This is a genomic window from Enterobacter cloacae complex sp. CARB60 (assembly GCF_036487345.1).
Lineage (GTDB): Bacteria > Pseudomonadota > Gammaproteobacteria > Enterobacterales > Enterobacteriaceae > Enterobacter > Enterobacter asburiae_D.
In genome coordinates this window covers 742,050-767,379 of record NZ_JAZKLC010000002.1, presented here as the reverse complement: position 1 = coordinate 767,379, position 25,330 = coordinate 742,050, and the positions used below count along the sequence as shown (strand labels likewise).

General features: G+C 53.2%; 28 protein-coding genes and 1 pseudogene. 15 read left to right on the top strand and 14 right to left on the bottom strand.

The features are described 5' to 3' along the window. Positions 1-37: 37 nt before the first annotated feature. From kduD to V4835_RS04795, 4 genes are all read right to left on the bottom strand, one after another. Positions 38-799: a 2-dehydro-3-deoxy-D-gluconate 5-dehydrogenase KduD gene (gene kduD, locus V4835_RS04810; protein WP_063144684.1), complete on the bottom strand. Its 762-nt coding sequence runs from the start codon at positions 797-799 to the stop codon at positions 38-40. A gap of 63 nt (positions 800-862) precedes the next feature. Beyond that, positions 863-1,699, bottom strand: a complete 837-nt coding sequence (kduI, locus tag V4835_RS04805) for a 5-dehydro-4-deoxy-D-glucuronate isomerase (protein ID WP_331411332.1) — start codon at positions 1,697-1,699, stop codon at positions 863-865. A gap of 235 nt (positions 1,700-1,934) precedes the next feature. Then, entirely contained in the window at positions 1,935-3,113 is a 1,179-nt protein-coding gene (locus tag V4835_RS04800) for an acetyl-CoA C-acetyltransferase (RefSeq protein WP_023333286.1), read from the bottom strand. Between the two features lie 93 nt (positions 3,114-3,206). Next, positions 3,207-4,073: a LysR family transcriptional regulator gene (locus tag V4835_RS04795; RefSeq protein WP_063144681.1), complete on the bottom strand. Its 867-nt coding sequence runs from the start codon at positions 4,071-4,073 to the stop codon at positions 3,207-3,209. Positions 4,074-4,178: 105 nt separating this feature from the next. Between V4835_RS04795 and V4835_RS04790 the strand changes: the two genes are divergently transcribed. Together V4835_RS04790 and V4835_RS04785 are read left to right on the top strand one after the other, a co-directional pair. Beyond that, positions 4,179-4,640 carry a multidrug/biocide efflux PACE transporter gene (locus V4835_RS04790; RefSeq protein WP_331414082.1) on the top strand — a complete coding sequence of 154 codons (462 nt, stop codon included), beginning with the start codon at positions 4,179-4,181 and terminating at the stop codon, positions 4,638-4,640. 119 nt (positions 4,641-4,759) lie between these two features. Further along, positions 4,760-5,989 (top strand): amino acid permease, encoded by a 1,230-nt coding sequence (locus V4835_RS04785; RefSeq protein WP_331411331.1) that lies wholly within the window; start codon positions 4,760-4,762, stop codon positions 5,987-5,989. Between the two features lie 37 nt (positions 5,990-6,026). Here the strand turns inward: V4835_RS04785 and V4835_RS04780 are convergent, their stop codons facing one another. Beyond that, positions 6,027-6,479, bottom strand: a complete 453-nt coding sequence (locus tag V4835_RS04780) for an Lrp/AsnC family transcriptional regulator (protein ID WP_029742214.1) — start codon at positions 6,477-6,479, stop codon at positions 6,027-6,029. 115 nt (positions 6,480-6,594) lie between these two features. On the opposite strand from V4835_RS04780, the gene V4835_RS04775 reads away from it, so the two are divergent. Continuing rightward, on the top strand, positions 6,595-7,206 hold the full coding sequence (locus V4835_RS04775; protein WP_063144678.1) for a LysE family translocator: 612 nt from the start codon (positions 6,595-6,597) through the stop codon (positions 7,204-7,206). Between the two features lie 27 nt (positions 7,207-7,233). On the opposite strand, the gene V4835_RS04770 is transcribed toward V4835_RS04775, so the two are convergent. Together V4835_RS04770 and yjdI are read right to left on the bottom strand one after the other, a co-directional pair. Further along, positions 7,234-7,506 carry a GNAT family N-acetyltransferase gene (locus tag V4835_RS04770; protein ID WP_115876217.1) on the bottom strand — a complete coding sequence of 91 codons (273 nt, stop codon included), beginning with the start codon at positions 7,504-7,506 and terminating at the stop codon, positions 7,234-7,236. A 10-nt stretch (positions 7,507-7,516) separates the two neighbouring features. After that, positions 7,517-7,747, bottom strand: a complete 231-nt coding sequence (gene yjdI / locus V4835_RS04765; protein ID WP_008499689.1) for a 4Fe-4S mono-cluster protein YjdI — start codon at positions 7,745-7,747, stop codon at positions 7,517-7,519. Positions 7,748-7,925: 178 nt separating this feature from the next. On the opposite strand from yjdI, the gene V4835_RS04760 reads away from it, so the two are divergent. The 5 genes from V4835_RS04760 to V4835_RS04740 all read left to right on the top strand — a co-directional run bounded on the left by V4835_RS04760 (position 7,926) and on the right by V4835_RS04740 (position 14,415). Beyond that, positions 7,926-9,566 (top strand): sensor histidine kinase, encoded by a 1,641-nt coding sequence (locus tag V4835_RS04760; RefSeq protein ID WP_331411328.1) that lies wholly within the window; start codon positions 7,926-7,928, stop codon positions 9,564-9,566. Beyond that, positions 9,550-10,245 (top strand): response regulator, encoded by a 696-nt coding sequence (locus tag V4835_RS04755; RefSeq protein ID WP_331411326.1) that lies wholly within the window; start codon positions 9,550-9,552, stop codon positions 10,243-10,245. Before V4835_RS04760 ends, V4835_RS04755 begins: the two co-directional genes overlap by 17 nt. Positions 10,246-10,413: 168 nt before the next feature. Further along, positions 10,414-11,502: an ABC transporter substrate-binding protein gene (locus tag V4835_RS04750; protein ID WP_063144675.1), complete on the top strand. Its 1,089-nt coding sequence runs from the start codon at positions 10,414-10,416 to the stop codon at positions 11,500-11,502. An 80-nt stretch (positions 11,503-11,582) separates the two neighbouring features. Continuing rightward, a complete protein-coding gene (locus tag V4835_RS04745; protein WP_047646297.1) occupies positions 11,583-13,352 on the top strand; it encodes an ABC transporter permease in 1,770 nt (589 codons plus the stop codon). Continuing rightward, positions 13,345-14,415, top strand: coding sequence for an ABC transporter ATP-binding protein (locus V4835_RS04740; RefSeq protein WP_331411324.1), 1,071 nt, complete (start codon positions 13,345-13,347; stop codon positions 14,413-14,415). The genes V4835_RS04745 and V4835_RS04740 overlap by 8 nt, the downstream gene beginning before the upstream one ends. A 143-nt stretch (positions 14,416-14,558) precedes the next feature. Here V4835_RS04740 and hxlB read toward each other — a convergent pair whose 3' ends face one another. The 7 genes from hxlB to V4835_RS04705 form a co-directional block, all read right to left on the bottom strand. After that, positions 14,559-15,119, bottom strand: coding sequence for a 6-phospho-3-hexuloisomerase (hxlB, locus tag V4835_RS04735; protein ID WP_131633630.1), 561 nt, complete (start codon positions 15,117-15,119; stop codon positions 14,559-14,561). 14 nt (positions 15,120-15,133) lie between these two features. Then, positions 15,134-15,886, bottom strand: coding sequence for an SDR family NAD(P)-dependent oxidoreductase (locus V4835_RS04730; RefSeq protein ID WP_331411323.1), 753 nt, complete (start codon positions 15,884-15,886; stop codon positions 15,134-15,136). Between the two features lie 122 nt (positions 15,887-16,008). Continuing rightward, positions 16,009-16,653, bottom strand: coding sequence for a ribulose-phosphate 3-epimerase (gene rpe / locus V4835_RS04725; protein ID WP_331411322.1), 645 nt, complete (start codon positions 16,651-16,653; stop codon positions 16,009-16,011). A gap of 18 nt (positions 16,654-16,671) precedes the next feature. Continuing rightward, positions 16,672-17,925, bottom strand: coding sequence for a PTS transporter subunit IIC (locus tag V4835_RS04720; protein WP_286628635.1), 1,254 nt, complete (start codon positions 17,923-17,925; stop codon positions 16,672-16,674). 27 nt (positions 17,926-17,952) lie between these two features. Continuing rightward, a complete protein-coding gene (locus V4835_RS04715) occupies positions 17,953-18,246 on the bottom strand; it encodes a PTS sugar transporter subunit IIB (RefSeq protein ID WP_131633626.1) in 294 nt (97 codons plus the stop codon). Positions 18,247-18,267: 21 nt separating this feature from the next. Beyond that, positions 18,268-18,717, bottom strand: a complete 450-nt coding sequence (gene gatA, locus V4835_RS04710; protein ID WP_331411318.1) for a PTS galactitol transporter subunit IIA — start codon at positions 18,715-18,717, stop codon at positions 18,268-18,270. 358 nt (positions 18,718-19,075) lie between these two features. Next, positions 19,076-19,831 (bottom strand): DeoR/GlpR family DNA-binding transcription regulator, encoded by a 756-nt coding sequence (locus V4835_RS04705; RefSeq protein WP_331411317.1) that lies wholly within the window; start codon positions 19,829-19,831, stop codon positions 19,076-19,078. Between the two features lie 381 nt (positions 19,832-20,212). On the opposite strand from V4835_RS04705, the gene V4835_RS04700 reads away from it, so the two are divergent. From V4835_RS04700 to V4835_RS04670, 7 genes and pseudogenes are all read left to right on the top strand, one after another. Next, complete coding sequence (locus tag V4835_RS04700) at positions 20,213-20,749, top strand: RpiB/LacA/LacB family sugar-phosphate isomerase (protein ID WP_004105507.1); 537 nt, start codon at positions 20,213-20,215, stop codon at positions 20,747-20,749. Between the two features lie 3 nt (positions 20,750-20,752). Next, positions 20,753-22,123, top strand: coding sequence for a PTS galactitol transporter subunit IIC (locus tag V4835_RS04695; protein ID WP_331411315.1), 1,371 nt, complete (start codon positions 20,753-20,755; stop codon positions 22,121-22,123). Positions 22,124-22,144: 21 nt separating this feature from the next. Next, a complete protein-coding gene (locus V4835_RS04690; protein WP_131633623.1) occupies positions 22,145-22,438 on the top strand; it encodes a PTS sugar transporter subunit IIB in 294 nt (97 codons plus the stop codon). Further along, positions 22,438-22,752 carry a PTS sugar transporter subunit IIA gene (locus V4835_RS04685; RefSeq protein ID WP_331411312.1) on the top strand — a complete coding sequence of 105 codons (315 nt, stop codon included), beginning with the start codon at positions 22,438-22,440 and terminating at the stop codon, positions 22,750-22,752. The genes V4835_RS04690 and V4835_RS04685 overlap by 1 nt, the downstream gene beginning before the upstream one ends. A 31-nt stretch (positions 22,753-22,783) precedes the next feature. After that, positions 22,784-24,283, top strand: a complete 1,500-nt coding sequence (istA, locus tag V4835_RS04680) for an IS21 family transposase (RefSeq protein ID WP_039817891.1) — start codon at positions 22,784-22,786, stop codon at positions 24,281-24,283. Next, positions 24,280-25,035: an IS21-like element ISEc10 family helper ATPase IstB gene (gene istB / locus V4835_RS04675; RefSeq protein WP_039817893.1), complete on the top strand. Its 756-nt coding sequence runs from the start codon at positions 24,280-24,282 to the stop codon at positions 25,033-25,035. The genes istA and istB overlap by 4 nt, the downstream gene beginning before the upstream one ends. A gap of 62 nt (positions 25,036-25,097) precedes the next feature. Next, positions 25,098-25,313, top strand: a pseudogene (locus V4835_RS04670) (PTS sugar transporter subunit IIA); the annotation flags it as partial. Positions 25,314-25,330: the final 17 nt, after the last annotated feature.

Genomic DNA, 25,330 nt, shown 5'->3' with positions numbered 1-25,330 from the left:
CTCCGCCCAGGGGCAGAGGTTCTTAATACAGGTGGAATTAACGCGCCAGCCAGCCGCCGTCTACAGCCACGGTGTAACCGTTGATATAATCCGACGCCGGGGAGGCCAGGAAGACAATCGGCCCCATCAGATCGCTCGGCAGGCCCCAGCGTCCCGCAGGAATACGCTCCAGGATCGCCGCGCTGCGCTCTTCGTCTGCGCGCAGCTGCTGCGTGTTGTTGGTCGCCATGTAGCCCGGCGCAATCGCATTCACATTGATATTATGTTTCGCCCATTCGTTCGCCAGCAGGCGGGTCACGCCCATTACGGCGCTTTTGGACGCGGTGTAAGACGGCACGCGAATGCCGCCCTGGAACGAGAGCATAGAGGCAATATTAACGATCTTGCCGCCTTTCCCCTGCGCAATAAAATGCTTCGCCGCCGCCTGGGACATAAAAAATACGCTCTTGATATTCAAATCCATCACGTCGTCCCAGTCGCGCTCGCTGAAGCTGATCGCGTCTTCGCGGCGGATCAGCCCGGCGTTGTTCACCAGAATGTCGATATGACCGAATTCAGCCACCGCGCGGTCCAGCAGTTCAGGAATGGCATCGATTTTACGCAGGTCAGCGGTCAGGCTCAGGAAACGGCGGCCCAGGGCCGTCACGCGTTCGATGGTGTCAGTCGGTTCAACGATATTAATCCCGACGATATCGCAGCCCGCTTCCGCCAGCCCTAACGCCATCCCCTGACCCAGCCCGGTGTCGCACCCGGAAACCACGGCCACTTTCCCCTGCAGAGAGAATGCATCCAGAATCATGTTTATTCCTTACTCTTTCAGAGCCTGTCACTCACAGGCAGGTTTATGCTTCACTGCCCGCCACTAGCGCAGATCGCTGACCGCAACATGGTCCATATCATCAAAGACCTGGTTTTCGCCCACCATTCCCCAGATAAAGGTGTAGGCTTTCGTCCCTACGCCGGAGTGAATAGACCAGCTCGGTGAAATCACCGCCTGCTCGTTGTGCATCACGATATGGCGCGTTTCCTGCGGCTGTCCCATCATGTGGAACACGCAGGCGTCATCATCCATATTGAAGTAGAAGTAGACTTCCATGCGGCGCTCGTGGGTATGGCACGGCATGGTGTTCCACAGGTTGCCCGGTGCCAGTTCGGTCAATCCCATGCTGAGCTGGCAGGTCTCCAGCACGTCCGGCACGAAGTATTTATTGATGGTGCGGCGGTTGCTGGTGAGGTTGTCGCCCAGCGTCACGGGTGCGACGTCTGCCGTGGTCACTTTTTTGGTTGGGTAGGTGCTGTGTGCCGGTGCACAGTTGTAGTAAAACTTCGCAGGCTTGCTGCCGTCGATGCTGGCAAAGACCACGTCTTTCGCCCCTTTTCCCACGTACAGCGCCTCGCGATGGCCAATCTCATAGCACTGTCCGTCTACGGTGATGGTGCCCGGCCCGCCGATGTTAATCACCCCCAGCTCGCGACGCTCGAGGAAATAGCTCACGCCCAGCTGTTTACCGACCTCACCGCCCACGGAGACGCTGTTCGTGACGGGCATAATTCCGCCCACAATAATGCGGTCGATATGGCTGTAAACCATGGTGTACCTGTCGGCCTCGAATACCTGCTCGACTAAAAATGCATTGCGCAGCCCCTGAGTATCCAGCGTTTTGGCGTGCGCACTGTGGATGCTTTCTCTGACGTCCACGGTAACCTCCAGATGTGGTCATGCCCGAAGGCGGAAATAAACGAAACAGCGTTCCGTTTTTCATAATGAACACATACTATCGGCATAAAGCGGCCTTTTCAATTATATTTAAAACAACGTTTCATTTTTATTTTTGTTTCTAACGAAAATGATGTTCGGATCACATTTAAGCCGCAGGGAGAAAAAGAACACGAAAAAAAACCTCCCGGAGGAGGTCATTTTCAATGAGGAGAGGTTAGCGTTCGATGGCCAGCGCCACCCCTTGCCCGCCGCCTATACAGAGTGTGGCAATCCCTTTCCGGGCGTTGCGCTTTTTCATTTCGTGGACCAGCGAAACCAGGATCCGGCAGCCGGACGCGCCGATAGGATGACCCAGCGCGATCGCGCCGCCGTTAACGTTGACCCGCAGGGGATCCCACTCCAGCATTTTTCCGACGGAGATCGCCTGCGCGGCATAGGCTTCGTTCACTTCGATCAGATCCACATCCGAAAGCTGCCACCCCGCGCGTTCCAGACAGCGGCGTGTCGCATAGACCGGCGCGATCCCCATTAACGCAGGATCAACCCCCACGCTGGCGAACGCCTTAATGCGGGCCAGCACGGGGAGATCGAGTTCAAGGGCTTTGCTTTCGCTCATCATCATGACGGCGGCAGCGCCGTCGTTAATGGAAGAGGCATTTCCCGCCGTCACCGAGCCCTGCATTTCAAACGCGGGATTCAGCCTCGCCAGGCCTTCCGCGCTGGCGTCGGTGCGCGGCTGTTCATCGGTATCCACGACGACAGGCTCGCCGCTCTGACGCTGCGTGCTGACCGGGACAATTTCGTCGCGAAAACGACCGGAATCAATCGCCGCACGCGCTTTTTGCTGCGAGCTTAGCGCATAGGCATCCTGCACCTCACGGCTGATGCCGTACTCGCGCGCCAGGTTTTCCGCCGTCACGCCCATATGGTAGTCATTGAACGCATCCCACAGCCCGTCATGCACCAGGCTGTCGAGCAGCTGACTGTTGCCCAGCTGTGCGCCGGTACGGCTGTCGGTCAACACGTGCGGCGCGCGGCTCATATTCTCCTGCCCGCCGGCAATGATCACATCCGCCTCACCACACTGAATGGCCTGCGTGGCGAGATGCAGCGCTTTTAATCCTGACCCACAGACGTCGTTGATGGTAATGGCGGAGACGGTATTGGGCAGCCCGCCCTTGAGCGCGGCCTGGCGCGCAGGGTTTTGCCCGGCGCCAGCCGTGAGCACCTGTCCCAGGATCACCTCATCCACTTCATGTGCTGCGATCCCGCTGCGTTCCACCAGCGCTTTCACCACCACGCTTCCCAGGTCAACCGCCGAGTGACGCGCAAGCGCTCCCTGAAAACAGCCGATAGCTGTACGCAACGCACCCACTATTACGACATCTTTCATCACGACCTCTGTGTTAAATAACATGACGATAGTAGAGGATTGTTACTGGCAATTATCTTAATTGTTTAAAAATAGTGAGTTTAATCACAAGGATCAGCGCGCATCCTGCAGATACTGCCGCAGCCAGCTTCCGGCCACGCCGGGAGGGGATCGTTTATTCCACAGCAGATCGATGCCGATCGCCCGCGGCCAGCCGGGAACATCGAGCTGTACCAGGGATTTCGCGGCGGCAAATTCATCCACCAGCGCACACGGCAATACGCACCAGCCAAATCCCTGTACCGCCATACTCAAGAGTAACAGGTAATTCGGTGCTGACCAGACGGGCCCGCGCGCGATCTCAGCCTCGCGCTCAAGATAGGTGCTCAGCCGCAGCTCGCGCCAGCCGTGCAGTTCGTCACGCTGGACGTCATGTTGTCCGGCCAGCGGATGCGTGGTCGCAACATAGATCGCCATGCGGGTCTGCATCGGCAGGCGGGTGACGCCAATATCCGTAGGGTAACTGTCTCGCGCCTCCGTCAGGCCAACCTGCGCTCGCTCCTTTTGCAGCAGATCGATCACGTCCTCTTCCTCACCAATCAGACATTCGAATTCCGTATGGGGAAAACGCGCGTCAAACTGTTTCATCATATCTTCCAGCACGTCCGGGTTGAGGGTATCGGAAAGAACAAACGTCAGACGCGCCTCCGTTTGCGCCGTTAGCGACACCGCCAGCTCGTCCAGCCGCGTGCTGGCGGCCAGGATGGCCTGCACGTAGCCCAGCACCTGTTCTCCCTGGACCGTTAACACCGGCTGGCGCGCCGAGCGGTCAAACAGCTCGAAACCGAGATCGGCCTCAAGATTGGCAATGGACGTGCTGATCGTCGACTGGCTTTTACGCAGCCGGCGTGCGGCGGCAGAAAAAGAGCCCGCCGCAACGGTCTCGACAAACGCATTAAGGGCTTCGGGTGAATAGCGCATAACCTATCTACTTTTACGATGGATACTATCTTTAACATATCATCTTTAGCGATGAAAATAGGCAGCATCAACGCCCATACCGGCGAATTAATGAGGTCTATGACTATGCAACAACAGGATGCACTCCAACGTAAACTGCCGGAGCGGATCTTTCATGCTGTCTGTTTTGAAGGGATTGCAACGGCGATCCTCGCCCCTACGGCGGCGTGGCTCATGCAGCGTTCCGTGGTGGAGATGGGTGGGTTGACCATTATTCTGGCCACCACCGCCATGCTGTGGAACATTATTTATAACTTCGGCTTCGACCGTTTCTGGCCGGTTCAGCGCGTCAAACGTACGGCAAAAGTGCGTGCGCTGCATGCGCTGGGGTTCGAATGCGGGTTTATTGTGATTGGCGTGTCGATTGTCGCCGCAGTGCTTGGCGTCACCCTGCTTCAGGCATTCACACTTGAGATAGGTTTCTTCCTGTTCTTCCTGCCGTACACCATGTTCTATAACTGGGCGTACGATAACCTGCGCGAGAAATTTCTTAAGCGTCGCCAGCAACGGCGCGCCCTGGCAGGCTAAACCGCCTCTGGCCGGACGCCCGTTCCGGCCAAACGCCTTCGAAGCAACTGCGCTCTATGTGCATAACTATGGTAAATTGCACTCCATTCCGATGGTTTGATAGTTGATACGTTGCTCTAATGTCGAAAATTTGGTCAAAAGATGAGACTCTCTGGAGTTTCGCTCTCTATGGCACGGCCGTGGGCGCAGGAACGCTGTTCTTGCCCATTCAGCTGGGCTCCGCAGGCGCTATTGTCCTGTTTATTACCGCCCTTGTGGCCTACCCCTTAACCTACTGGCCGCACAGAGCGCTGGCGCAATTTATCCTGTCGTCAAAAACAAAAGGCAATGAAGGGATCACCGGCGCCGTCTCGCACTACTACGGCAGGAAGATTGGCAATCTGATCACCACGCTCTATTTCATCGCCTTCTTTGTGGTGGTGCAGATTTATGCCGTGGCCATCACCAACTCGCTCACGGAACAGCTGGCAAAACACCTGACGGTGGATACCACCGTTCGCGTGCTGGTCAGCCTGGGGGTGGTGCTGGTTCTGAATCTGATCTTCCTGATGGGACGCCATATCACGATAAAAGTGATGGGCTTCCTGGTGTTTCCGCTGATCGCCTATTTCCTGTTTGTCTCGCTCTATCTCATCGGCAGCTGGCAACCCTCGCTGCTGACCAGCCAGATGGCCGTCGATCGTCACACCCTGCATCAGGTATGGATTTCGATTCCGGTGATGGTGTTTGCGTTCAGCCATACCCCGATTATCTCAACGTTTGCCGTTGACCGTCGTGAGAAATTTGCCGACGGCGCCATGGATAAATGCAAGAAAATCATGAAGGTGGCGTACCTGATTATCTGCCTGAGCGTGCTGTTCTTTGTCTTCAGCTGCCTGCTCTCTATTCCGCCGTTATACATTGTGGCCGCCAAAGAGCAAGGGGTAACGATCCTGTCCGCGCTGTCGATGATGCCTTCTTCACCGGCGTGGCTGGGCATTTCCGGGATTATCGTGGCGATTATTGCGATGTCGAAATCGTTCCTCGGCACCTATTTTGGGGTGATTGAAGGGGCGACGGAGATCGTGAAGTCGTCGCTCAATCAGGTGGGCGTGAAAAAGAGCCGCGCCTTTAACCGCGCGATTTCCATTATGGGGGTGTCGTTAATCACCTTTGCCGTCTGCTGCATTAACCCGAACGCCATTTCGATGATTTACGCCATCAGCGGCCCGCTTATCGCCATGATCCTGTTTATCATGCCGACGCTGTCGACGTATCTGATCCCGTCGCTGAAACAGTACCGTTCCATTGGCAACCTGCTGACGCTGATCGTCGGCGTGCTGTGCGTGTCGGTGATGTTTGTCGGCTAATCCCCTTTCCTGCCCGGCGCTCTGCCGGGCAGGTCATTTACAGCGGAAAAGGCCTGTCCTGCACTACCGTTTTCATGACAAGCGTTGAGCGAAGATGCTGCACGCCAGGCATGGCGGAGAGCTTCTCGTCGTAGAGCTTCTGGAAAGCCGACAGGTCGCGGGTCACGACGTGCATCAGATAATCAGGATCGCCAAATAAACGCTGTGCCAGCACGATCTGCGGAATTTCCTCCACCGCCGCTTCAAACGCGCTAACCGCCTTGCGGTCACCCTCCTTCAGCGTCGCGAACACTATCGCCAGGAAGTTAAACCCCATTTTGGCGGGGTCGAGGCTGGCACGGTATCCCGTTATGGCCCCGCTTTGCTCCAGCGCCCGCACGCGACGATGGCACGGCGAAAGGCTCAGGTTCACCCGCTCAGCCAGCTCGGTAAGCGACAGGCGGCCGTCAGACTGCAGCTCAGCAAGAATTTTTCGATCGATGCTATCCATGTGGAAGATTTTCTCAATTTCACCGTGTTATGAGCATAACATTGAAAGCCTATTTCGCAGTGTTAGCGATATTCTTTTTCGCAACGTATAACGCACTGCGGGAGTTTTCAGGACGATGGAAATGAGTATTGTGGCCGGCTTTTGGGTGGTTTCTTTTCTGCTCATCATGACCCCGGGCGCCGACTGGGCCTACGCCATTAGCGCCGGGATTAACGGCCGACGCGTGGTCCCGGCGGTGATGGGGTTGATGTCCGGGCATCTGTTAGCCACGCTGATTGTGGTGGCTGGCGTGGGGGTACTGATTGCTCAACATCCGCTGGCGTTAGCCGGGCTGACCGTGGCGGGAGCCCTGTATCTCCTGTGGCTTGGCATAACGTTGCTGCGACACCCGGCCGCACCGGAAAAGGCCACCCAACACGCGGGAAACTGGACGCAGTGGGCGGTGAAAGGACTCTGCATTAGCGGCCTTAACCCGAAAGTTTTTTTACTGTTCCTGGCCCTGCTTCCGCAATTTACAGACCCGACCGGAAGCTGGTCGATAGCGATGCAAATGTCCGCGCTTGGCGTGATGCACCTCATCACCTGTACGCTGGTCTACCTGCTGGTGGGGTATGGTTCGAAAGCGGTGCTGGCGACCCGGCCACAGGCGGCGCGTCTGGTAAGCAGGGCCTCGGGAGGGATAATGGTGCTGATCGCGTTAATATTGCTGTTTGAGCAGGCGAGATAAAAAAACACCGGCCATCGCCGGTGTTAGTTACGCCCGAATATCGTCATATTCCCGCGTTTTATCAAATTCATGTTTCGCAAACGGGCACAGCGGGATAATTTTGCGGTTCTCGCCGCGCATCTTCTCCACCACTTTCGCCACCAGCTGTTTACCGACGCCCTGCCCTTTCAGGCTCTCATCCACGTCGGTATGCTCGATAATGCTCAGGTGCTCGCCGGTCGGTACGAAGACAATCTCCGCGACCTGATTGCCGCTCGCATCATTCACGTAAAACTTGTTATGGCCTTCCAGAATATCCATGGTTCCTCGCTTATTTTTGGCGATACTTCAGCGCACCGCTCGGGCAGGTATCAATCACGCGTACAACCGTTTCAACGTCCACTTCATCGGGGATAATCCACGGCTTACGTTTCAGATTAAACAGCTTTGCGCTCCCACGCACGCAGTTACCCGAGTGTTTGCAAATCCCGGTATTGAAGTAAACGTCAATTTTCTCGCCGGTATAGGCCCGGTAACCCGCATCCAGTAATTCTTTATCCATGACATTGCCTCTGTAATTATTATCGTGCTGAATGAAGCATAGCCCCACGGGATCCTGATGGCTATAAGGCCGAAAACGAAAAGCCAGGTCACAACTCTTTTCTCGCCAGATTGCGTCCGCTATTGGCACATGTCAGGCTCCGCAAATATCTCTCTTTTACAGGGCTAGCGCAGGTTGAATGAAACGCAGACTCTCTTTTCAGGTAAAGCTGTTTTTAGCGCTGGTGTGCTTCTCCTGCCTGCTGTTAGTTTTGCTGGGAACAATCCTGTTTCATTTTATTGACCGACAGCTCCATCACGATCTCGGCCAGCGCGCCCGGGTTCAGGCCAGCCAGATCGCGCTGATGCCGGGTCTGGCGGGAATGGTTACGGCCAGAGATATCCCCGGCATCGCCCGATTAATTCAGCCCCTGCGCGCCGAAAGCGATGCCAGCTACATTGTGATTGGCGATACCGGGGAACAGCACCTTTATCATTCGGAATCCCCGGAGCGTATTAATTTACCGATGATCGGCGGGGATAATGCGGAGGTGTTAAAGGGTAAAACCATTATTTCCGTGCGTCAGGGCGGGATTGGCGTGTCGCTACGCAGCAAAGCCCCCATCTTCAACGCGCAGCATCAGGTGATTGGCATTGTCTCGGTCGGCTATTTGACCTCGTATATTGCCAACATTAACGCCCGCATTCTCTGGCAGTCCGGGTTATACGGCGCCGGTCTTCTGCTGCTGCTGTTTATTTTCTCCTGGCTGTTTACCCGCAACCTCAAAAAACAGATGTTTCGACTGGAGCCAAAAGATATCGCTCAGTTGGTTTTACAGCAGCGGGCGCTATTAGAAGCCATGTACGAAGGGGTATTTGCCGTCAACGGAGAGAAGCAGCTGATTCTAATTAACCGCGCCGCGCGAGAGATGCTGGATATTCGGCAAAGTGAGAAAGACCTTATCGGCAAACCGCTGGAAGACATTTTGCAGACGTCGCCGGGCTTTTTATCCCAGCGCTACGCCTCGGTAAGCAGCGGGAGCCACGACCAAATTGCGGTGCTTAACCAGCGGGAGGTGATCGTCAACCGCGTAGCGATTGAGGTCGAACCGGGCGTTGAAAGCGGCTGGGTGTACAGCTTTCGCGACAAAAATGACATTAACACGCTCAGCAGCCAGCTTAGCCAGATCAAACGCTATGCGGATAACCTGCGCATCATGCGCCACGAACAGCTGAACTGGACTGCCACTCTCGTCGGGTTACTGCAGATGAAACACTATGACGAGGCGATCCGTTACATCCAGGTGCAGTCAGAAGGCGCGCAGCGCGTGCTGGATTTTGTCTCTGCCCATTTTGTCTCTCCGGCGCTATGCGGGCTGCTGCTCGGAAAATACGTCAGCGCGCGTGAAAAAGGCATCGAGCTGCTATTTGATCCCGCCTGCCAGCTCACACGCATGCCTGCCGCGCTGAGTGAAACGGAGCTGATGTCCATTATTGGTAATCTGCTGGATAACGCCGTGGAGGCGACCCTCAACGCGCCGGTCCACGCGCCGGTTGAACTCTACATTTCTGACCGTAACCAGGAGATGCTGATCGAGGTGGCCGACCGGGGCTGCGGGGTGGACGATGCGATGAAGCCGCATATTTTCCGACAGGGGTTTAGCAGCAAACCGGACAGCGAAAACGATATTGTGGGTACCGAACACGGTATTGGCCTGTTTTTGGTGGCAGGATATATCGACAAGGCCGGCGGCAGTATTGAGATTGCCGACAACACGCCGCAGGGCACTATTTTTTCCGTGTTTATTCCGAATGGGCAACAGCATGACCCGACCACTTGACGTTGTGATCGTTGAGGATGAGCCGCACCTGGCGGAGCTGCATCGCGAGTATATTGAGCAAAATTTTCATTTGCGCGTGGCGGGCATCGCCGCGTCGATTGAGCAGGCGTGCAGCCTGATTCGTCAGCATCAGCCGCGGCTTATCCTGCTGGACAACTATCTCCCGGACGGTAAAGGCGTGGAACTCATCGATAACCCGCTGCTGAAAAGCTACGAATGCTCGGTGATCTTCATCACCGCCGCCAGCGATATGCAGACCTGCAGCCACGCCATGCGCAGCGGCGCGTTTGACTACCTGATTAAGCCCGTCTTTTTCCAGCGCCTGCACGCCTCGCTGGAGCGGTTTATGCGCTTCATCCACACCGTGCAGCAGGTGAAGGTTGTCGACCAGCATGCGCTGGATCGTCTGTTTAATCTGCCTGCTGCGGAAGCCTCCATTACGCCCTCTACGAAGGGCATTGAGCCCCAGACGCTGGAACGGATTAAACGCCTGTTCGCCGAGCGTCCCGACAACGCGATGTCGGTTGAAGAGGTGGTGGATAACGTGGGGATCAGCAAAACCACGGGACGTCGCTACCTTGAATACTGCGTGGAGAGCGGGTTAATCAGCGTCGAAATGCTGTACGGCAATATTGGTCATCCGCGAAGGTTATACCGCAAAGCGCCCGATAAACCGTAATCCAGAACCGTTCACAGGCTAACGTTCGCGGATTTTATGGTGTTAATTGCTGAAACGACGGCGACAATCACACTTCGGAATCATTACCCGCTCCCCCCTATTGTGGGTGGAGCCCGATACGCTATGTTGACAATTAGTTCCTCAAATGTAACTAAAAGGTTAACTATAATGTCGAACACGTTCCGAATTTCTCTGCTTACCGCTACCGTACTGTTCTCTGCTTCTGCACTGTCTGCCCTGCCGCAGGGCTATCCTGCCGAGTATCAAAAAGTTGTTGATGCCGCAACGAAAGAGGGCAAAGTTGTTATTTACTCTACCACCGACATCAAAGCCGCCGGGCCGCTGATCCAGGGCTTCGAAAAAACCTACCCGGGCATTAAAGTTGAATACAACGATATGAACAGCACCGAGCTGTACAACCGTTTCATCAGCGAACAGGCCTCCGGTGGCGTGAGCGGCGACGTGGTCTGGAGCTCCTCAATGGACACGGGCCTGAAGCTCGCCACCGACTACGCCATGGAGTACAAATCTCCGGAGCAAAGCCAGCTGCCGAAATGGGCGGTCTGGAAAGATAAGGCATACGGCACTACCTATGAGCCGGTGGTCTTTATCTACAACAAGCGCCTGATCCCGGCTGGCGACGTGCCGGATTCTCACGCCGCGCTTGCGAAGCTGATTGCCAGCCAGACGGACAAATTCAAGAGCAAAGTCACCACCTACGACATCGAAAAATCGGGTCTGGGCTTTATGCTCTCGGTTCAGGATCACAACGCCGATCCTAACTACTTTAAAACCCTGGCCGACGTCGCCAAAGGTGGCTTATCGGTGCAGTCGTCTACCGGCACCATGATGGAGCGCGTCTCCTCCGGTGAAAACCTGATCGGCTTCAACATCCTCGGCTCCTACGCGGAAGCGCGTGCGAAGAACGATCCGTCGCTCGGCATTTCCTATCCAAAAGATTACACCCTGGTGCTGTCGCGCGTGTCGTTCATCAGCCAGCAGGCGCAAAACGGCAACGCCGCGAAGCTGTGGCTGGACTATGTGCTGTCTGAACAAGGGCAGAACATTCTGGCCAATCAGGCAGACATTCCCTCCATTCGTAACGATATCGAAGGCAAGAATGATATCGACGGCCTGACCAAAATCCTCGGCAACGCGCTGAAGCCAATTCCGGTTGATGAAACGCTGCTGGAATACCTGCAGCCGAAAAAACGCCTGGAGTACATCAAAGAGTGGCGTACCGCCGCCGGTAAATAAGCGTCTGAGCGCGGCGCAGGCCGCCGCGCTCCCTTATCGACTGAGTTCGTTTTTCTGGGCTGCAACACCAGGGATACCCCATGAATACATTACGCAGAAAGTGGCAAAGCCTGCCGCGAGGCATCGTCGTGCTGATAACCGCCCTGGTTATCTACACGCCGCTGTCGTTTATCGTGATACAGAGCTTCCTGTCCGCCCCGTTCTTTTCGCCGTCAAAAGAGTGGAGCTTTGAATCATTTGAATTTATTTTCACCGACCCTGATTTTTATAAGGCCCTGAAAAGCGGCTTTATTCTTGCTTTCGGGCTGGTCTTTATCTCCATTCCGCTGGGCGGCGTGCTGGCGTTTCTGATGGTGCGTACCGACCTGCCCGGCCGTCGGTTGATTGAGCCGCTGATCCTGGTCCCGATTTTCGTTTCACCGATGGTGCTGGGCTTCGGCTACGTGGTGGCCGCCGGTCCGGTGGGCTTTCTCTCCCAGTGGGCGGAGGCGCTGATTGGCTTTGTGCCGTGGAATATCTACGACATGTCGAGCATTGTGGTCATTGCCGGCCTGACGCACGTCCCGCACGCCTATCTGTATATCTCGTCAGCGCTGCGCAGCGTGGGCTCCGATGTGGAAGAAGCCGCGCGCACCGCGGGCGCGTCGCCCTGGCAGGTGATGACCTCCGTCAGCCTGCCGATGGTGCGCCCGTCCATTCTGTACGCCACCGTGCTGCTGTTCTTCCTGGGGCTGGAAGTGTTTGGCCTGATGCTGGTGCTCGGCGACCCGGAAGGCAACATGGTGCTGGCGACCTATCTCTATAAGCTGACGAACAAGATGGGCACCCCATCCTATAACCTGATGGCGGCGGTTGCCGTGGTGCTGATCTGCATCACCATCCCGCTGGTGATGCTCCAGCGTCGCCTGATGCGTACCGCCAACCGCTTCGTCACCATGAAGGGGAAAGCCTCGCAGGCCCGTGCGCTGCCGCTGGGTAAATGGCGCTGGGTGGCTGGCGGAGTGATTGCCTTCTGGCTCACCGTCACCATCGGCGTTCCGCTGCTCGGCGTGGTATTGCGCGCGTTTATCTCCAACTGGGGCGTGGGCGTTTCGCTGTGGGACGAGCTTTCTCTGAACACCTTCCGCACCATCTGGGCGCAGCCCAACCTGCTGCGCGCCATCGTTAACTCCATGGCGATTGGCGTGATTGGCGGCGCGCTGGCCGTGGTGTGCTACCTGTTTGTCGGCATTGCCATGCACCGCAAGCCGGATAACACCACGCGCTTCCTGGACTACAGCGTGCTGGTGCCGCGCGCCGTGCCTGGCCTGCTGGCGGGTCTGGCGTTCCTGTGGGTGTTCCTGTTCCTGCCGATGTGGCTGGATAACTCCCTGAAATCCGGCTGGCTTTCCGGGTTCGCCTGGACCGACTGGATGCGCGAAAACGTCATCGTCTGGCTACGTTCGCTGCGCAGCACCATTTTCAGCGTCTGGCTGGCCTATACCGTGGTGTGGATGGCTTACGGGCTGAGGCTTATCTCTTCCACGCTGCTGCAGGTGGGGCCGGAGCTTGAAGAAGCGGCGCGCAGCACCGGGGCGACGCGCGGGCAGATCACCCGCCACGTCACCATTCCGCTCTCCCGCTACGGTCTTATCGGTTCGTGGCTGCTGATGTTCCTGATCTTTGAGCGCGAATACTCAACGGGTGTGTACCTGCTTTCACCCGGCACGGAAACCATCGGCTCGATGCTGGTTTCCCTCTGGGCCGCGGGTGCCATCGATATCGTGGCGGCGCTCTCTTTCATTAACATCCTGCTGGTCGTGGTAGGTCTGGGCATTGCCCTTCGTTTCGGAGTGAAAATACATGATTGAATTAGCGGTTGACGATCTGCACTTAACCTACGGCGACAATCCTGTTTTAAAAGGTGTCTCCATGAACCTGAAGCGTGGCGAAGTGGTCTCCCTGTTAGGCCCCTCCGGCAGCGGTAAAACCACCCTGCTCCGCGCCGTTGCGGGTCTGGAAAAACCGACGCAGGGGTCGATTGTCATTGGCAACAATAAAGTTTACGACGGCACGCCGCGCAGCGAGGTCCCGGCGGAAGAGCGTAACCTGGGGCTGGTTTTCCAGTCCTATGCCCTGTGGCCGCACAAAACCGTGTTTGAGAACGTGGCCTATCCGCTCAAGCTGCGTAAAGTTCCGGCCAAAGAGATCCAGCAGCGCGTGCAGGGCGTGCTGGACCAGCTGGGTCTGGGCCATCTTGGCAAACGTCACCCGCACCAGCTCTCCGGTGGGCAGCAGCAGCGCGTGGCGATTGGCCGTGCGCTGGTCTACAACCCGCCGGTGATTTTGCTGGACGAGCCGCTCTCAAACCTCGACGCCAAGCTGCGCGAAGAGGCCCGCGTGTTCCTGCGCGAGCTGATTATCAAGCTCGGGTTATCGGCACTGATGGTGACGCACGACCAGAACGAAGCGATGTCCATTTCTGACCGTATTCTGCTGCTTAACAACGGAAAAATTGAGCAACAGGGCACGCCGCAGGAGATGTACGGCTCGCCGAAAACGCTGTTTACCGCCGAATTTATGGGCAGCAACAACCGCCTGCACGGCAAGGTCACCGAAGTGCGCGACGGCAAAGCGCGTATCGAAGGAAAAGGCTGGGTGCTGTGGGGCCAGGCCGGTGAAGGGGTGCAGAGCGGTGATGAAGCCACGGCGGTGATCCGCGTCGAGCGCGTGGCGGTGGTCGAGGGGCCAGGGGAAAATCAGCTTGAGCTGCCGCTGCTCACCAGCATGTATCTCGGCGACCGGTGGGAGTACCTGTTCCGCACGGTGGGAGATGATTTTGTCATTCGCGCGTATGGGCATGAGGTTCGGGATCCGCAGCACTGCCATCTTTCGCTGCCGGAGAAGCATGTTTGGGTGTTTCCGAAAAATTAAAAAAACGACGGGTTATTGGTCGGGTAAGGCAATGCCTTCACCCGACGTTTATCGACTAATTAGACAACCCTTGCCCGGCAGCGCTGCGCTTACCGGGCCTATCAAAACTTAAGACGTCCCGTTAAATGGACGCTTCCTGGCGATTACTCAAGGTCAGCGTGTCTCTTAAACATCGTGTCGCTGGTTTCGCCGAGCTGGGCCATCAGCTCAAGCACGATTGCGTCATAGGCGATAAAGCAGAGCTGCTCAAAAGCCGATCCCATGGGTTGGGAAAAAGCACCGTCTTCCCGATCGTTGTCTTCTTTTACGGTGCCAGGCAACACAAGCGTGCTTTTGGCCAGTTTGCCGATTGTGGACTCGGCTTTCATCGTAACAAGCGCCACATCCACGCCGCAGGCTACGGCCTTCTGCGCCAGGCTCACAAGACTGCCGGTCTCACCGCTGCCGGAGCCAATAATGACCAGGTCGCCCGGTTTCGTATGAGGAGAAGAAATTTCGCCTACAACGCTTACTGAAAAACCGAGGTGGAGAAGACGGTTTGCAAAGCCGCGGATGGCGATGCCGCTACGACCCGCGCCCTGCAGAAAGATATGCCTGGCATTCTTAATCTGTGCGACAAATTGGGCTGCCTGGGCATCATCAATTTTCATCGCATTTTGCTGCAGCTCGCTCAGGATATTTAAGGTATTTTGTTGAACGCTCATGTGATTCCCTCCCTTTAAGCGATGGTACGGCCACCATCCATCAGAATGGTTTGCCCCTGGATGTACGAGTTGTCTTTATCCGCCAAAAAGATTGCCAGGTTAGCCACATCGTCAATGGTGCCAAGGCGGCGCACCGGAATTTTTTCCAGAACAGCATCAAGATCGGCCTGGGTAGGATAATTGACGCGCATCATTTCACCGGTATCAATCAGGCGTGGAGCGATAGCGTTAACATTGACACCCTTAGGCCCCAGTTCTTTTGCCAGGCCGCGAATCAATCCCTCACCGCCTGCTTTACTGGCCGGGTAACTTACACCGCCACCAGTGCCGGAAAGCGCGGAGCCAGATGAGATATAAACGATAGATCCACGGTTAGTGGTGAAGTCGTCGTAGAACGCCTTAACGGTGTTAAACAGGCCTGTAAGGTTAATTGCAATTGTTTTATTCCACTCTTCAAAAGTGATGTTATTAACCTTATTAGCAAACGCCACGCCCGCGTTTAATACCAAAATATCAATACGTCCGAAGGTTTGAAAAACCTGCTCGCGAACGTTTTCCAGAGCCTTCGGATCGGATACATCGGTTTTAACGAATAAGGATTTAACATTACCGAAAGTTAACTCTTCGGCCGTCTTTTTACCATTTCCTTCATTGTAATCGACAATGACAGTATGAGCCCCACGGTCAGCGAATTGCTTAGCAATACCTTTACCGATTCCATGTGCCCCACCAGTTACTAGCGCGACTTTACCTTCAAAATTACTCATTTCACTATACTCCTCAAAATCTTAGGAAAAAGGGGAGGACAACTCCCCTTTCAGGCAATTGGTGATTTAATTAATGCTAATAATAGCGTGCAGGGTTACTGGGTTTATTTGGTACCAAACTGCTATTGGATCGCCACCCTTAATTCCTGATAGCTTTCTCGGGGTGCATCATTAAATAATGCACCACCAACAACAATTAAATCAGCACCCGCTTCTTTTACCTTTTTAGCAATTTCAGCGTTAACGCCGCCATCAACTTCAATCTGAATATTGCGTCCGGCGACCATCTGTTTAGTGTTTCTGATCTTCTCCAGGCTTTTTTCAATAAATGTCTGGCCTGGCTGACCTGGGTTAATGGTCATAATTAAAATGTAATCAATATCATCGAGAAGGTATTCAATTACGTGTTCCGGCGTCCCCGGATTGAGTACTACGCCAGCTTTGCGCCCCGCTTTTTTGATCTTCTGAATAATATAATGCACGTGTGGCGTTGATTCATAATGAACAGAAATCATTTCCGCGCCGGTTTTAATAACATCATCAACATGTCTTTCCGGATTAGCCAGCATCATATGCACATCAAATGTCATTGAACTGGCTTTTTTCATTGCCGCAATTTGATTAGGACCGAAAGCTATATTGCTTACATAAGTGCCGTCCATTAAATCAACATGCAGAATTTCTGTTTTTTCCGTTTCCAGAAACTGAAGCTCTTCCTGCAAACGTAATATGTTTGCACCAAATATTGATGGTAAAATTTGTGCCATTTTAGTCAACTCCGTAAATTAATGAGTAACTGTGCTCAACCAGTAGGTGAGAATCTCCCATGGGCCGGTTAATACGAAGTCCGTGCCTTGGCCATTCAGGCCGACGCCAGCACCGTTCAGGAACTGAGTTGCACCGGGCGCGACATATCCTCCCAGATACATAACCACCACACAGAACAGTAAGGTTGAGATAATCGAGCGAATAACGTTGCCGTTACTGACCATGACCGTCATGGTCGTCATGTAGATAATTGACATCAGCACGCCGATTGGGAATATCTGAATACCCGGTAAAACCAGCGCACAAAGCATTGTCAGAGGGATGGTAATAACGGTGACCGTAACCGTCGCTGGGTCGCCAAGCGCCAGGGCGCAGTCCATCCCGATATTCAGTTCCGCATCTTTACCCATCTGCTTTTGCATGATTTCTTTAGCGCTCTTGCCTATCGGGTTAAGCCCTTCCATAAGGACCCCAACCACTTTTGGCAACAGCACCATGACGCCAGCCACGCCCATCGCCATTGGCACGATGGTTGTAATAGGTTGTTTGGTTAACAATCCCAGGAGACAACCGACAATCACGCCGATGATTGCGGGTTCACCGAATACACCCAGTCGCTTCTGAACGCTCTCTAAATCCACATCCAGCTTGTTTAAACCTGGAATGAAATCGATAATTTTGTTAACAACCCATGCAAATGGAAGTGTCCATCCGATGTGGATCATCGTGGTACAGGTCGTTCCCTCCAGGCCGTAGTATTTCTGCCATCTTGGCGCAATAAGATCGCCAATAAACAGCGCGGCTACGCTAAGAGCCACGGCGACACCCAGCCCAAGGAAAAAGCTGTCAAAGACGAAATACGCAAGCGCCCCCGGAACAAGGAAATGCATGTAGTTCCAGATGTCCACATTGAGAGTTTTGGTAAGCTTCAGACGAACCAGGATCAGGTTCAGGATAATGCCAATAGGGATAACCATTGCGGCAAACGGGGCAACCCACGCAGCTGCGCCAACGGCAGGCCATCCAATATCAGCCACGGTGAATCCGCTGCCAATTTTTGAGTAATACGCAATTGCTGGCTGCAGGGCTGTGTTTAGCAACCCAACAACCAGTCCCAGACCGATGAAACCGATACCGACAGTGATGCCAGATTTAATGGCAGCACCAATTTTCATTCGAAAAACCAGACCTAAAAGGAAAATAACAAGCGGCAATATTGCTGTAGCGCCCATGCTTGTAATAGTAAACATGATGCTTTTTAACATTTCCATTTAACCATCCCCCGTCTTTTTCAGACTTTAGCCTTTGGAAATTTCGCTTAACAGTTCGCCTAATTTTTGACGCAACGCGGCTTCGTTAATACCGGTAATAAAACCTGCGACGCTCATGTGCGGCTTACCAATATCGCCTTTATAATTATTCGTTGTCAGGACAACATCAGCGCTTTGCATTTCAGAGGCCAGTTCGGACATACTGCATTTATTAATCTTAACGTTGGCAATGCCGTATTCAGCACAAACCGATTTAACTTCATCAGCGGCTAGTGTGGAGGTTGCTACACCGCTTCCGCAGGCTACGAGGATAGTAATCATGGTAAAATCTCCGGGTAATTGTTATTTAATTATCGTGTTAATAAACAATGCCTGTGCTTCTTCAGCAGGAAGCTCCAGCATCTGGTGGTAAAAATCAGTTAGCTGAAGATGGTTAAACAGCGCCTTCAACAATTGCAGTTGATCTGCAGGTTGAGTAACAACCAGGTTGACAACCAGGCGAACCCATAATTTTTCATCGCCATCTGCCTGATTAACTTCAATTTCTTGTGGCAAACGGATGATATATATCGCCGGGCTGACGGCGTGCTGGCTATCGCAATGTGGAATGGCGACAGCATAGCCATCAAGTAAAATCCCGGTTGGGTAATCAGCTTCACGTTCACGCAGTGCCTGGAGGTAAGTCTCTTTGACGATCCCCTCGGCCTGATGTTTCTTGTGAATGTGCTCCAGCACTTCATCATACGTTTTGTATGCCGCCCCATCCGCGACACTGATAGAAATTGTACCCACTTTTTTCTCCTCACCTTATCAAATGCTCATGTGAGCACTTAACTAATCACATGAGCAGTTATAGCACATCGGTGATTTGCTAAAATGGGGAGCTTGCAAAAGTTATATCTTGATCACAATAAATCACATAAGCGCATAATAAGATGCGCTCATGTGAGCATTAATTGGCGAGAGATAATCCGGGCAAAACATGTAAGTTAATGATATTTATCGGATTTCATTAACTCACTTTATGCTGGAGAGACTTTTAAGATAGCGATACGCAAAATGCTCTTATGAGCAGAGCGTCAGGTTGATGTTGTTTCTGCGGGACAACGGCACATACTATGTACCGTTAATGGAGTTATTGGATTAAAAATCAGCAGGTTATTACTGTCGTATGCTTCGCAACCTCGGCAATACCGTCTTTATCAGCAATATCATTAGTGATCAGCGCGGTAATCTCAGACCAGTCGCAGATCTTAAACAAGCTGCTTCGCTGGAACTTAGTGTAATCGCCTAAGATATATTTCTTCTCGGAATGGGCAATGATCGTTCGATCAAGAAAGGCATCCGAAGAGGATGGAGTGGACGGGCCCGTCATATTGTTGAAGCCGTCGGTACCGATAAAGCAGAGATCGACGTTAATATCATTAATCATTGACACAGCCCACCCGCCAAAGACAGAAGAGCTTTTCTTCCTCAGTTCTCCGCCGAACAGAAAGACCTGGTTATCTGACTCGATCAGCACGCTGGCCACCGGGAGAGAATCGGTAAAAATTTTAAAGCCAGATTTCATGCACAACAGATTGGCCAGTTCATAGTTAGAGCTCCCTGTACCAATGATCATTGAGCTATTGGGGGGAATAAAGTCCAGCGCTTTCCTGGCTATAGCTTGTTTGAAGGTACTGTTTTCTTTTTCCCTGACCTGGAAAGGATGCTCGACAGCCCCCTGCTTTAAGGTTGCCCCTCCATGGCTTTTAACCAGCAGCCCTTTTTTTTCAAGATAAGTGAGATCTTTGCGGATGGTTTCATAAGTGACTTCATACTTTTTGGCCAGGTCGCTCACGTACACGGTACCCGCCGAAATAATCTCTTCCAGGATCAATTTTCTCCTTTCTTCAACCAGGTACATCCTTCCCCCTATAACCTTTCAGCTCAGTGCAATGAAACGAATCATAGCACAGAAGATGCAAACTAAAACAAACACAAGGAGAGGACAAATAGCACTGGGTCTGGGAACCGTCGTTTCTGAGAACAACAGTAAGGATTTAATAAAAAACAATAAAATCAATAAGTTAATTAAAACCCATCAATTTTCATCGCTACAGTCTGTAAATCCCCTTTTCCTGATCAACACTGAAACATTGGCTAAAATTAGCTTTTGTTTGTTTTTATTGGCTTTTAAATTCAATCAAATCAATATGTTATAAATCTTGTGATTTAGATCTCAGTTGACAACCAATATTTACCAACCGCATACTTGGCTTAAGTTCTTTATGACAGGTTAGATGAGATGAAAACGAAAATTGCAATCGCATGTGATGATGTGGGATTTGATCGTAAGGAGGAGATTAAAAAATACCTCGAAGAAGAGAAAAATGCCGAGGTCGTGTACGATCCCGTTAAACGAAAAGAAGACGGTTTCAACAACTTCGCTCGTCTTGCGGATGAAATGGCAGGTGTTATTCAGCGGGACGAATGCCGCCTTGGTATCTACATTTGCGGAACCGGAATTGGCTTTACTTGCCAGATAAATAAACACTGGGGGATTCGTGCTGTCGCCGTCACCAACCCGTACTCGGCCAAGCGAGCAAGACTCAGTAACAATGCGCAGGTGATTGGACTTGGCTGCAGAGTGAATGATCTTGAATACACAAAAATGATCGTTGATGCCTGGTATGACAATGCATTCGACTTTGCCACCGCGAGGGAAAATTCCAAAAAGAATCTACTGGAAGCCGAACGCAGTGACAACGCATTGCTGACGAAACCTGAAGATGTTCGATGGAATATGGGTTTCAGACCAGATGATGAGAAATCTGAGGGCTAATAAATGGAACTGATCACACAGTTTATCAATGACCTGGGTAATTTTATTTTTATACCGGTCATCTTCCTTATACTGATGAAACTTCTGGGGCGCCCCCTGTCGGAATGTATTTCATCAGCCATTAAAGTCGGCATTGGTTTTATTGCATTAACCATGACCATCAAGCTGATGCTTGAAAAAATGCAGCCAGCGGTGACGGGGCTTGCGGAGGCCACCGGCTCATCACTGAGCGCCATTGACGTTGGCGGCGCAGCCACCGCCGTCATGGGTTTTGGCTCAAGCATGGGGGCGATTATTATCCCTCTGTGCGTCGCGGTGAATATTGCCATGCTGGTAGCCCGTCTGACGGACTGCGTAAACGTTGACGTGTTTAACCTTCATCAGAATGCCTCAATGGGTGCCATTGTTGGCGCTTACTCCGGCAGCTTCCTTTACGGCGTTCTTACGGCTGCATTGTTCCATGTCTGGGCGCTTATCGCGGCTGACCTGGGTGCCAAAAACAACGAGAAATTCTTCAACCTGCCAAAAGGCGTTGCCATCTCTCACCCGGTTGCAAATACCTATTTGCTGTTCGCTTATCCGTTTAACTGGATTTACGATCGTATCCATGGATTCCGTAACCTGAACGTCACGGCGGAGAGCATTCAGAAACGCTTTGGTATCCTTGGCGATCCGACCATGGTTGGTTTCATTATTGGCATTCTTCTTGGCTTCTGTGGTTATGGTTGGGAATCTCCGTATCACACCATTATCGCCAGCCTGCAGCTGGGTATGTACCTTGCCGCCGTGATGCTCCTGCTGCCGCGCATGACCTCAATCATGATGGAAGGTCTGGTACCACTGTCCAACGTGGCACGTAAGAAACTGGTTAAACGTTTCCCGGATCGTGAGATCACTGTCGGGATGGATACCGCGCTGATTGTTGGTCATCCTTCAGTTATCGCACCTGCACTGCTGCTGATCCCGGTCATTGTTATCCTCGCCGTTGTCCTTCCCGGCAACCGAGTGATGCCTCTGGGGGACCTCTCGCAGTTCGTATTCTTTATTGCATGTATGGTACCTGTTTTTAATGGCAACATTATTCGTACTTGGGTGACCTCCATCATCCTGTTTGGCGGCGGCTTATACATCGCCTCCTGGATGGCTCCGGCAACAAATGAAGTGTTCCAGAAGTTCGGCACCAATCCCGATGCCAGCGTGATGTACTCATCGCTTAACCCGTCAGCTAACCCTTTCACCGGTCTCTTTGCTGGACTCAGCCATGTTGGCATCGCAGGCTATGCTCTCGCCGCTGTGTTGCTGTTGTCCGTAGGCTATTTACTCAAACAGAAAGCGCGCCGCCAGTTGAAAACTGAGGCAGAAAAAACGGCTTAAAACTTCAGAAGGTAATTAAAAATGAAAAAGATTTTAGTTGTATGCGGAAACGGTATTGCCTCCTCTTCCATTATGGTTTCTGTCCTGCAGGATTACCTGAAAGAACAGAACATCGAAGCGCAGGTAGATAAATCCTCTTTAATGGCCTGCACCACGGACACGTTTAACAGCTATGACCTGATTGTTTCTTCAACCAAGCTGGATAACCCAGGCATCACTACTCGTGTGATTGTGGGAGCGGGCCTGTTAACGGGTCTGGGCGAAGATGAGATTTTTGATGCTGTTAAAGAAGAAATGCTTAGTCAGGAGAAATGATGAAACTTGAGATTCTGGTAAACGATGTCGAGGGTACGATCGCTGACTGGCATGCAGCAATTGAGTTTGCAGGCCAGAAGCTGTTGGAAAAAGGCTATATCACTCCCGAGTATATTCAGGCTTGCCTGGAGCGTGAGAAGACTTATCCAACTGGTTTATTAATGGCGAACGGTCAGGGCATTGCCATCCCGCATGCAGACTATACGCTGGTAAAAACTAACAGCATAAGCATTGTGCGTTTTGATAAAGGAGTATTAGGCGACAATAACTCAGTCCGGTTAGCGCTGATTATTCTGGCCGATTTTGTAATCTGAGCACCATGTTCATGATCCCACAGGAAATGGCGTGACGCTCAATACTCATCAGGTCAGTTATTACATGACTCAGCGTAAAAAAGGTGTAACCCAGCATATCTCGGCCATGAAGGCCGGTATCTCTGTTCGCTCAGGTCGCAGGATCGAAAAAGATCAGTGGTCTAAAACCGGTAATCGTCACTGGCGGACACGTAAAGATCCGCTTGAGGCCGTCTGGGACAGCGAGCTTGTTCCCCTGTTGAAGGAAAGACCTGCTCTGATGCCCACGACCCTGCTGGAAATGCTGCAGGATAAATATCCCGGTCAGTACCCCAGCAGCCTTCGCAGGACGATGCAACGGCGGGTGCGCGAGTGGAAGCTGCAGTATGGTGCCGAGCAGGAAGTGATGTTCCGGCAACTTCATCAGCCTGGCCTGCGCGGCCTGTCGGACTTTACCGAGCTGAAAGGTGTAGTTGTCACCATCGGTGGCAAGTTATTGACGCATAAGCTGTATCACTTCCGCCTGGAGTGGAGCCACTGGAGCTGGATGCGGGTTGTACTGGGTGGTGAGAGCTTCTCTGCCCTGGCTGAAGGCCTGCAGGAAGCCCTCGGGCAACTGGGTGGCGTACCAACAGAGCATAAAACGGACAGCCTGCGGGCAGCATGGAAACACCAGGGTGAAGACGGTCGCCGCGAGCTGACTGAGCGCTATGCTGCCCTCTGCCAGCACTACGGTATGCAGGGCGTGCACAATAACGCCGGTCGTGGCCACGAAAATGGTTCAGTTGAAAGCGCCCACGGGCATCTGAAAAGACGGATCCGCCAGGCGCTGATGCTTAGGGGCAGTAACGACTTCAGCACCGTGGAAGAATACCAGGCCTTCATCACTCAGCAGGTCATGCGCCACAACCGCAACAACCAGGATCTGGTGAAAGAAGAGCGCCCCCATCTGAAACCACTGCCGCTGCGTCGCAGCGCCGACTATGACGAACTGACGGTGAGGGTCAGTAGCAGCAGTACCATCAACGTCAGGCACGTCGTCTACAGCGTCCCTTCCAGACTTGTCGGTCAGCTGTTACGCGTCCGCTTGTGGGATGATCGCCTGAGCTGTTACGTGGGTAGCAGTGAAGTGATGAGCTGCGCCCGCGTCAGGCCAGAAAAAGGGAAAACCCGGGCCAGGTGCATCGACTTCCGGCATGTGATCGACAGTCTGGCGAAAAAGCCTGGTGCGTTCTGCCATGCCACGCTGAGAAATGACATCCTGCCGGACGATGAATGGCGAAAACTGTGGCGTCGCCTGTGCAATCATCTGGAGCCAGAGATGGCTGGTCGCCTGATGGTACACGCCCTGAAACTGGCGGCGGGCTATGACGATATCTCGATCGTGGCACGGGGGATGGAACAGATGCTGAATACCCCGGGTGAGCTGGATCTGCACCGCCTGATGCGGTTCCTGGGGATAAAGGAAAAGGAGCTGCCGACAGTCAGTGTGGTTCAGCACAACCTGAGTAGTTATGAACAGCTGTTGCGCGGCAAAGGAGGTCTGCAGTGAGCAATATCCACCACCTTGAGCGTAGTCTGCGCAAACTGCGTCTGACCCGCGTCAGCGCTGAATGGCATGCGCTGGAGAAACGGGCTCTGGCAGAGGGCTGGACCCCGTCACGCTATCTGCTGACGCTGTGCAATGAAGAACTCCTGTGGCGCGAGAGCGAAAAACTGCGCCGCTATAAAAAGGAAGCCCGGTTGCCGGTGGCGAAAACGCTGGGTGAGTATGACTTCAGCCAGGTGCCGGAACTGAATAACGCTCAGTTCCGGCAGCTCTGCGAAACGACAGACTGGGTTGATGCCGGAGAAAATGTCCTGTTGTTCGGTGCCAGCGGCCTGGGGAAAAGCCATCTGGCGGCAGCGATCGTGGATGGCGTTGTAGGACTGGGCTACCGGGCCCGGTTCTACAGTGCCGGAGAGCTGCTGCAGGAGCTGCGAAAAGCGCGGACACAACTGAAACTGAACGAGCTTCTGCTGAAACTGGATCGCTACCGGGTGATAGTGATAGACGACCTCGGGTATGTCAAACGCGACAACGCGGAAACGGGTGTGCTGTTCGAGCTGATCGCCCATCGTTATGAGCGCGGCAGTCTGGTCATAACCAGCAATCATCCGTTCAGCACGTGGGGCAGCATCTTCGTGGATGAAACGATGGCGGTGGCGGCAGCGGACAGGCTGATCCATCACGGATATATGTTCGAGCTAAAAGGAGAAAGTTACCGGAAGAAGACATCGAAGGCAGTAACCAGCGTGGCTTAAAACCTCGCTCAATGGATGCGGCCAGAGTAGTTGGCGCCAGTCGGCAAAACTAGTTGACGTCTAATAAAGGAGTCGTGTTTGGTCAGATGGAAGATGCTGACCTCACAGTGGAATGCGGCATTATGTTTAATCTCGCCTTCGCAACCAGCGATCAGCATATGTCTGTGCTGCGCCGCCTCTTTACGCTCTTCCAGGATATTTCGTTCATCGAGTCGTGCCGTAACCTTAAAACGCACGAAGTCGGGAAATATGTTGAAGAGATGCTTGTAGCCTCCTGATAAACAAAAGGCAGATA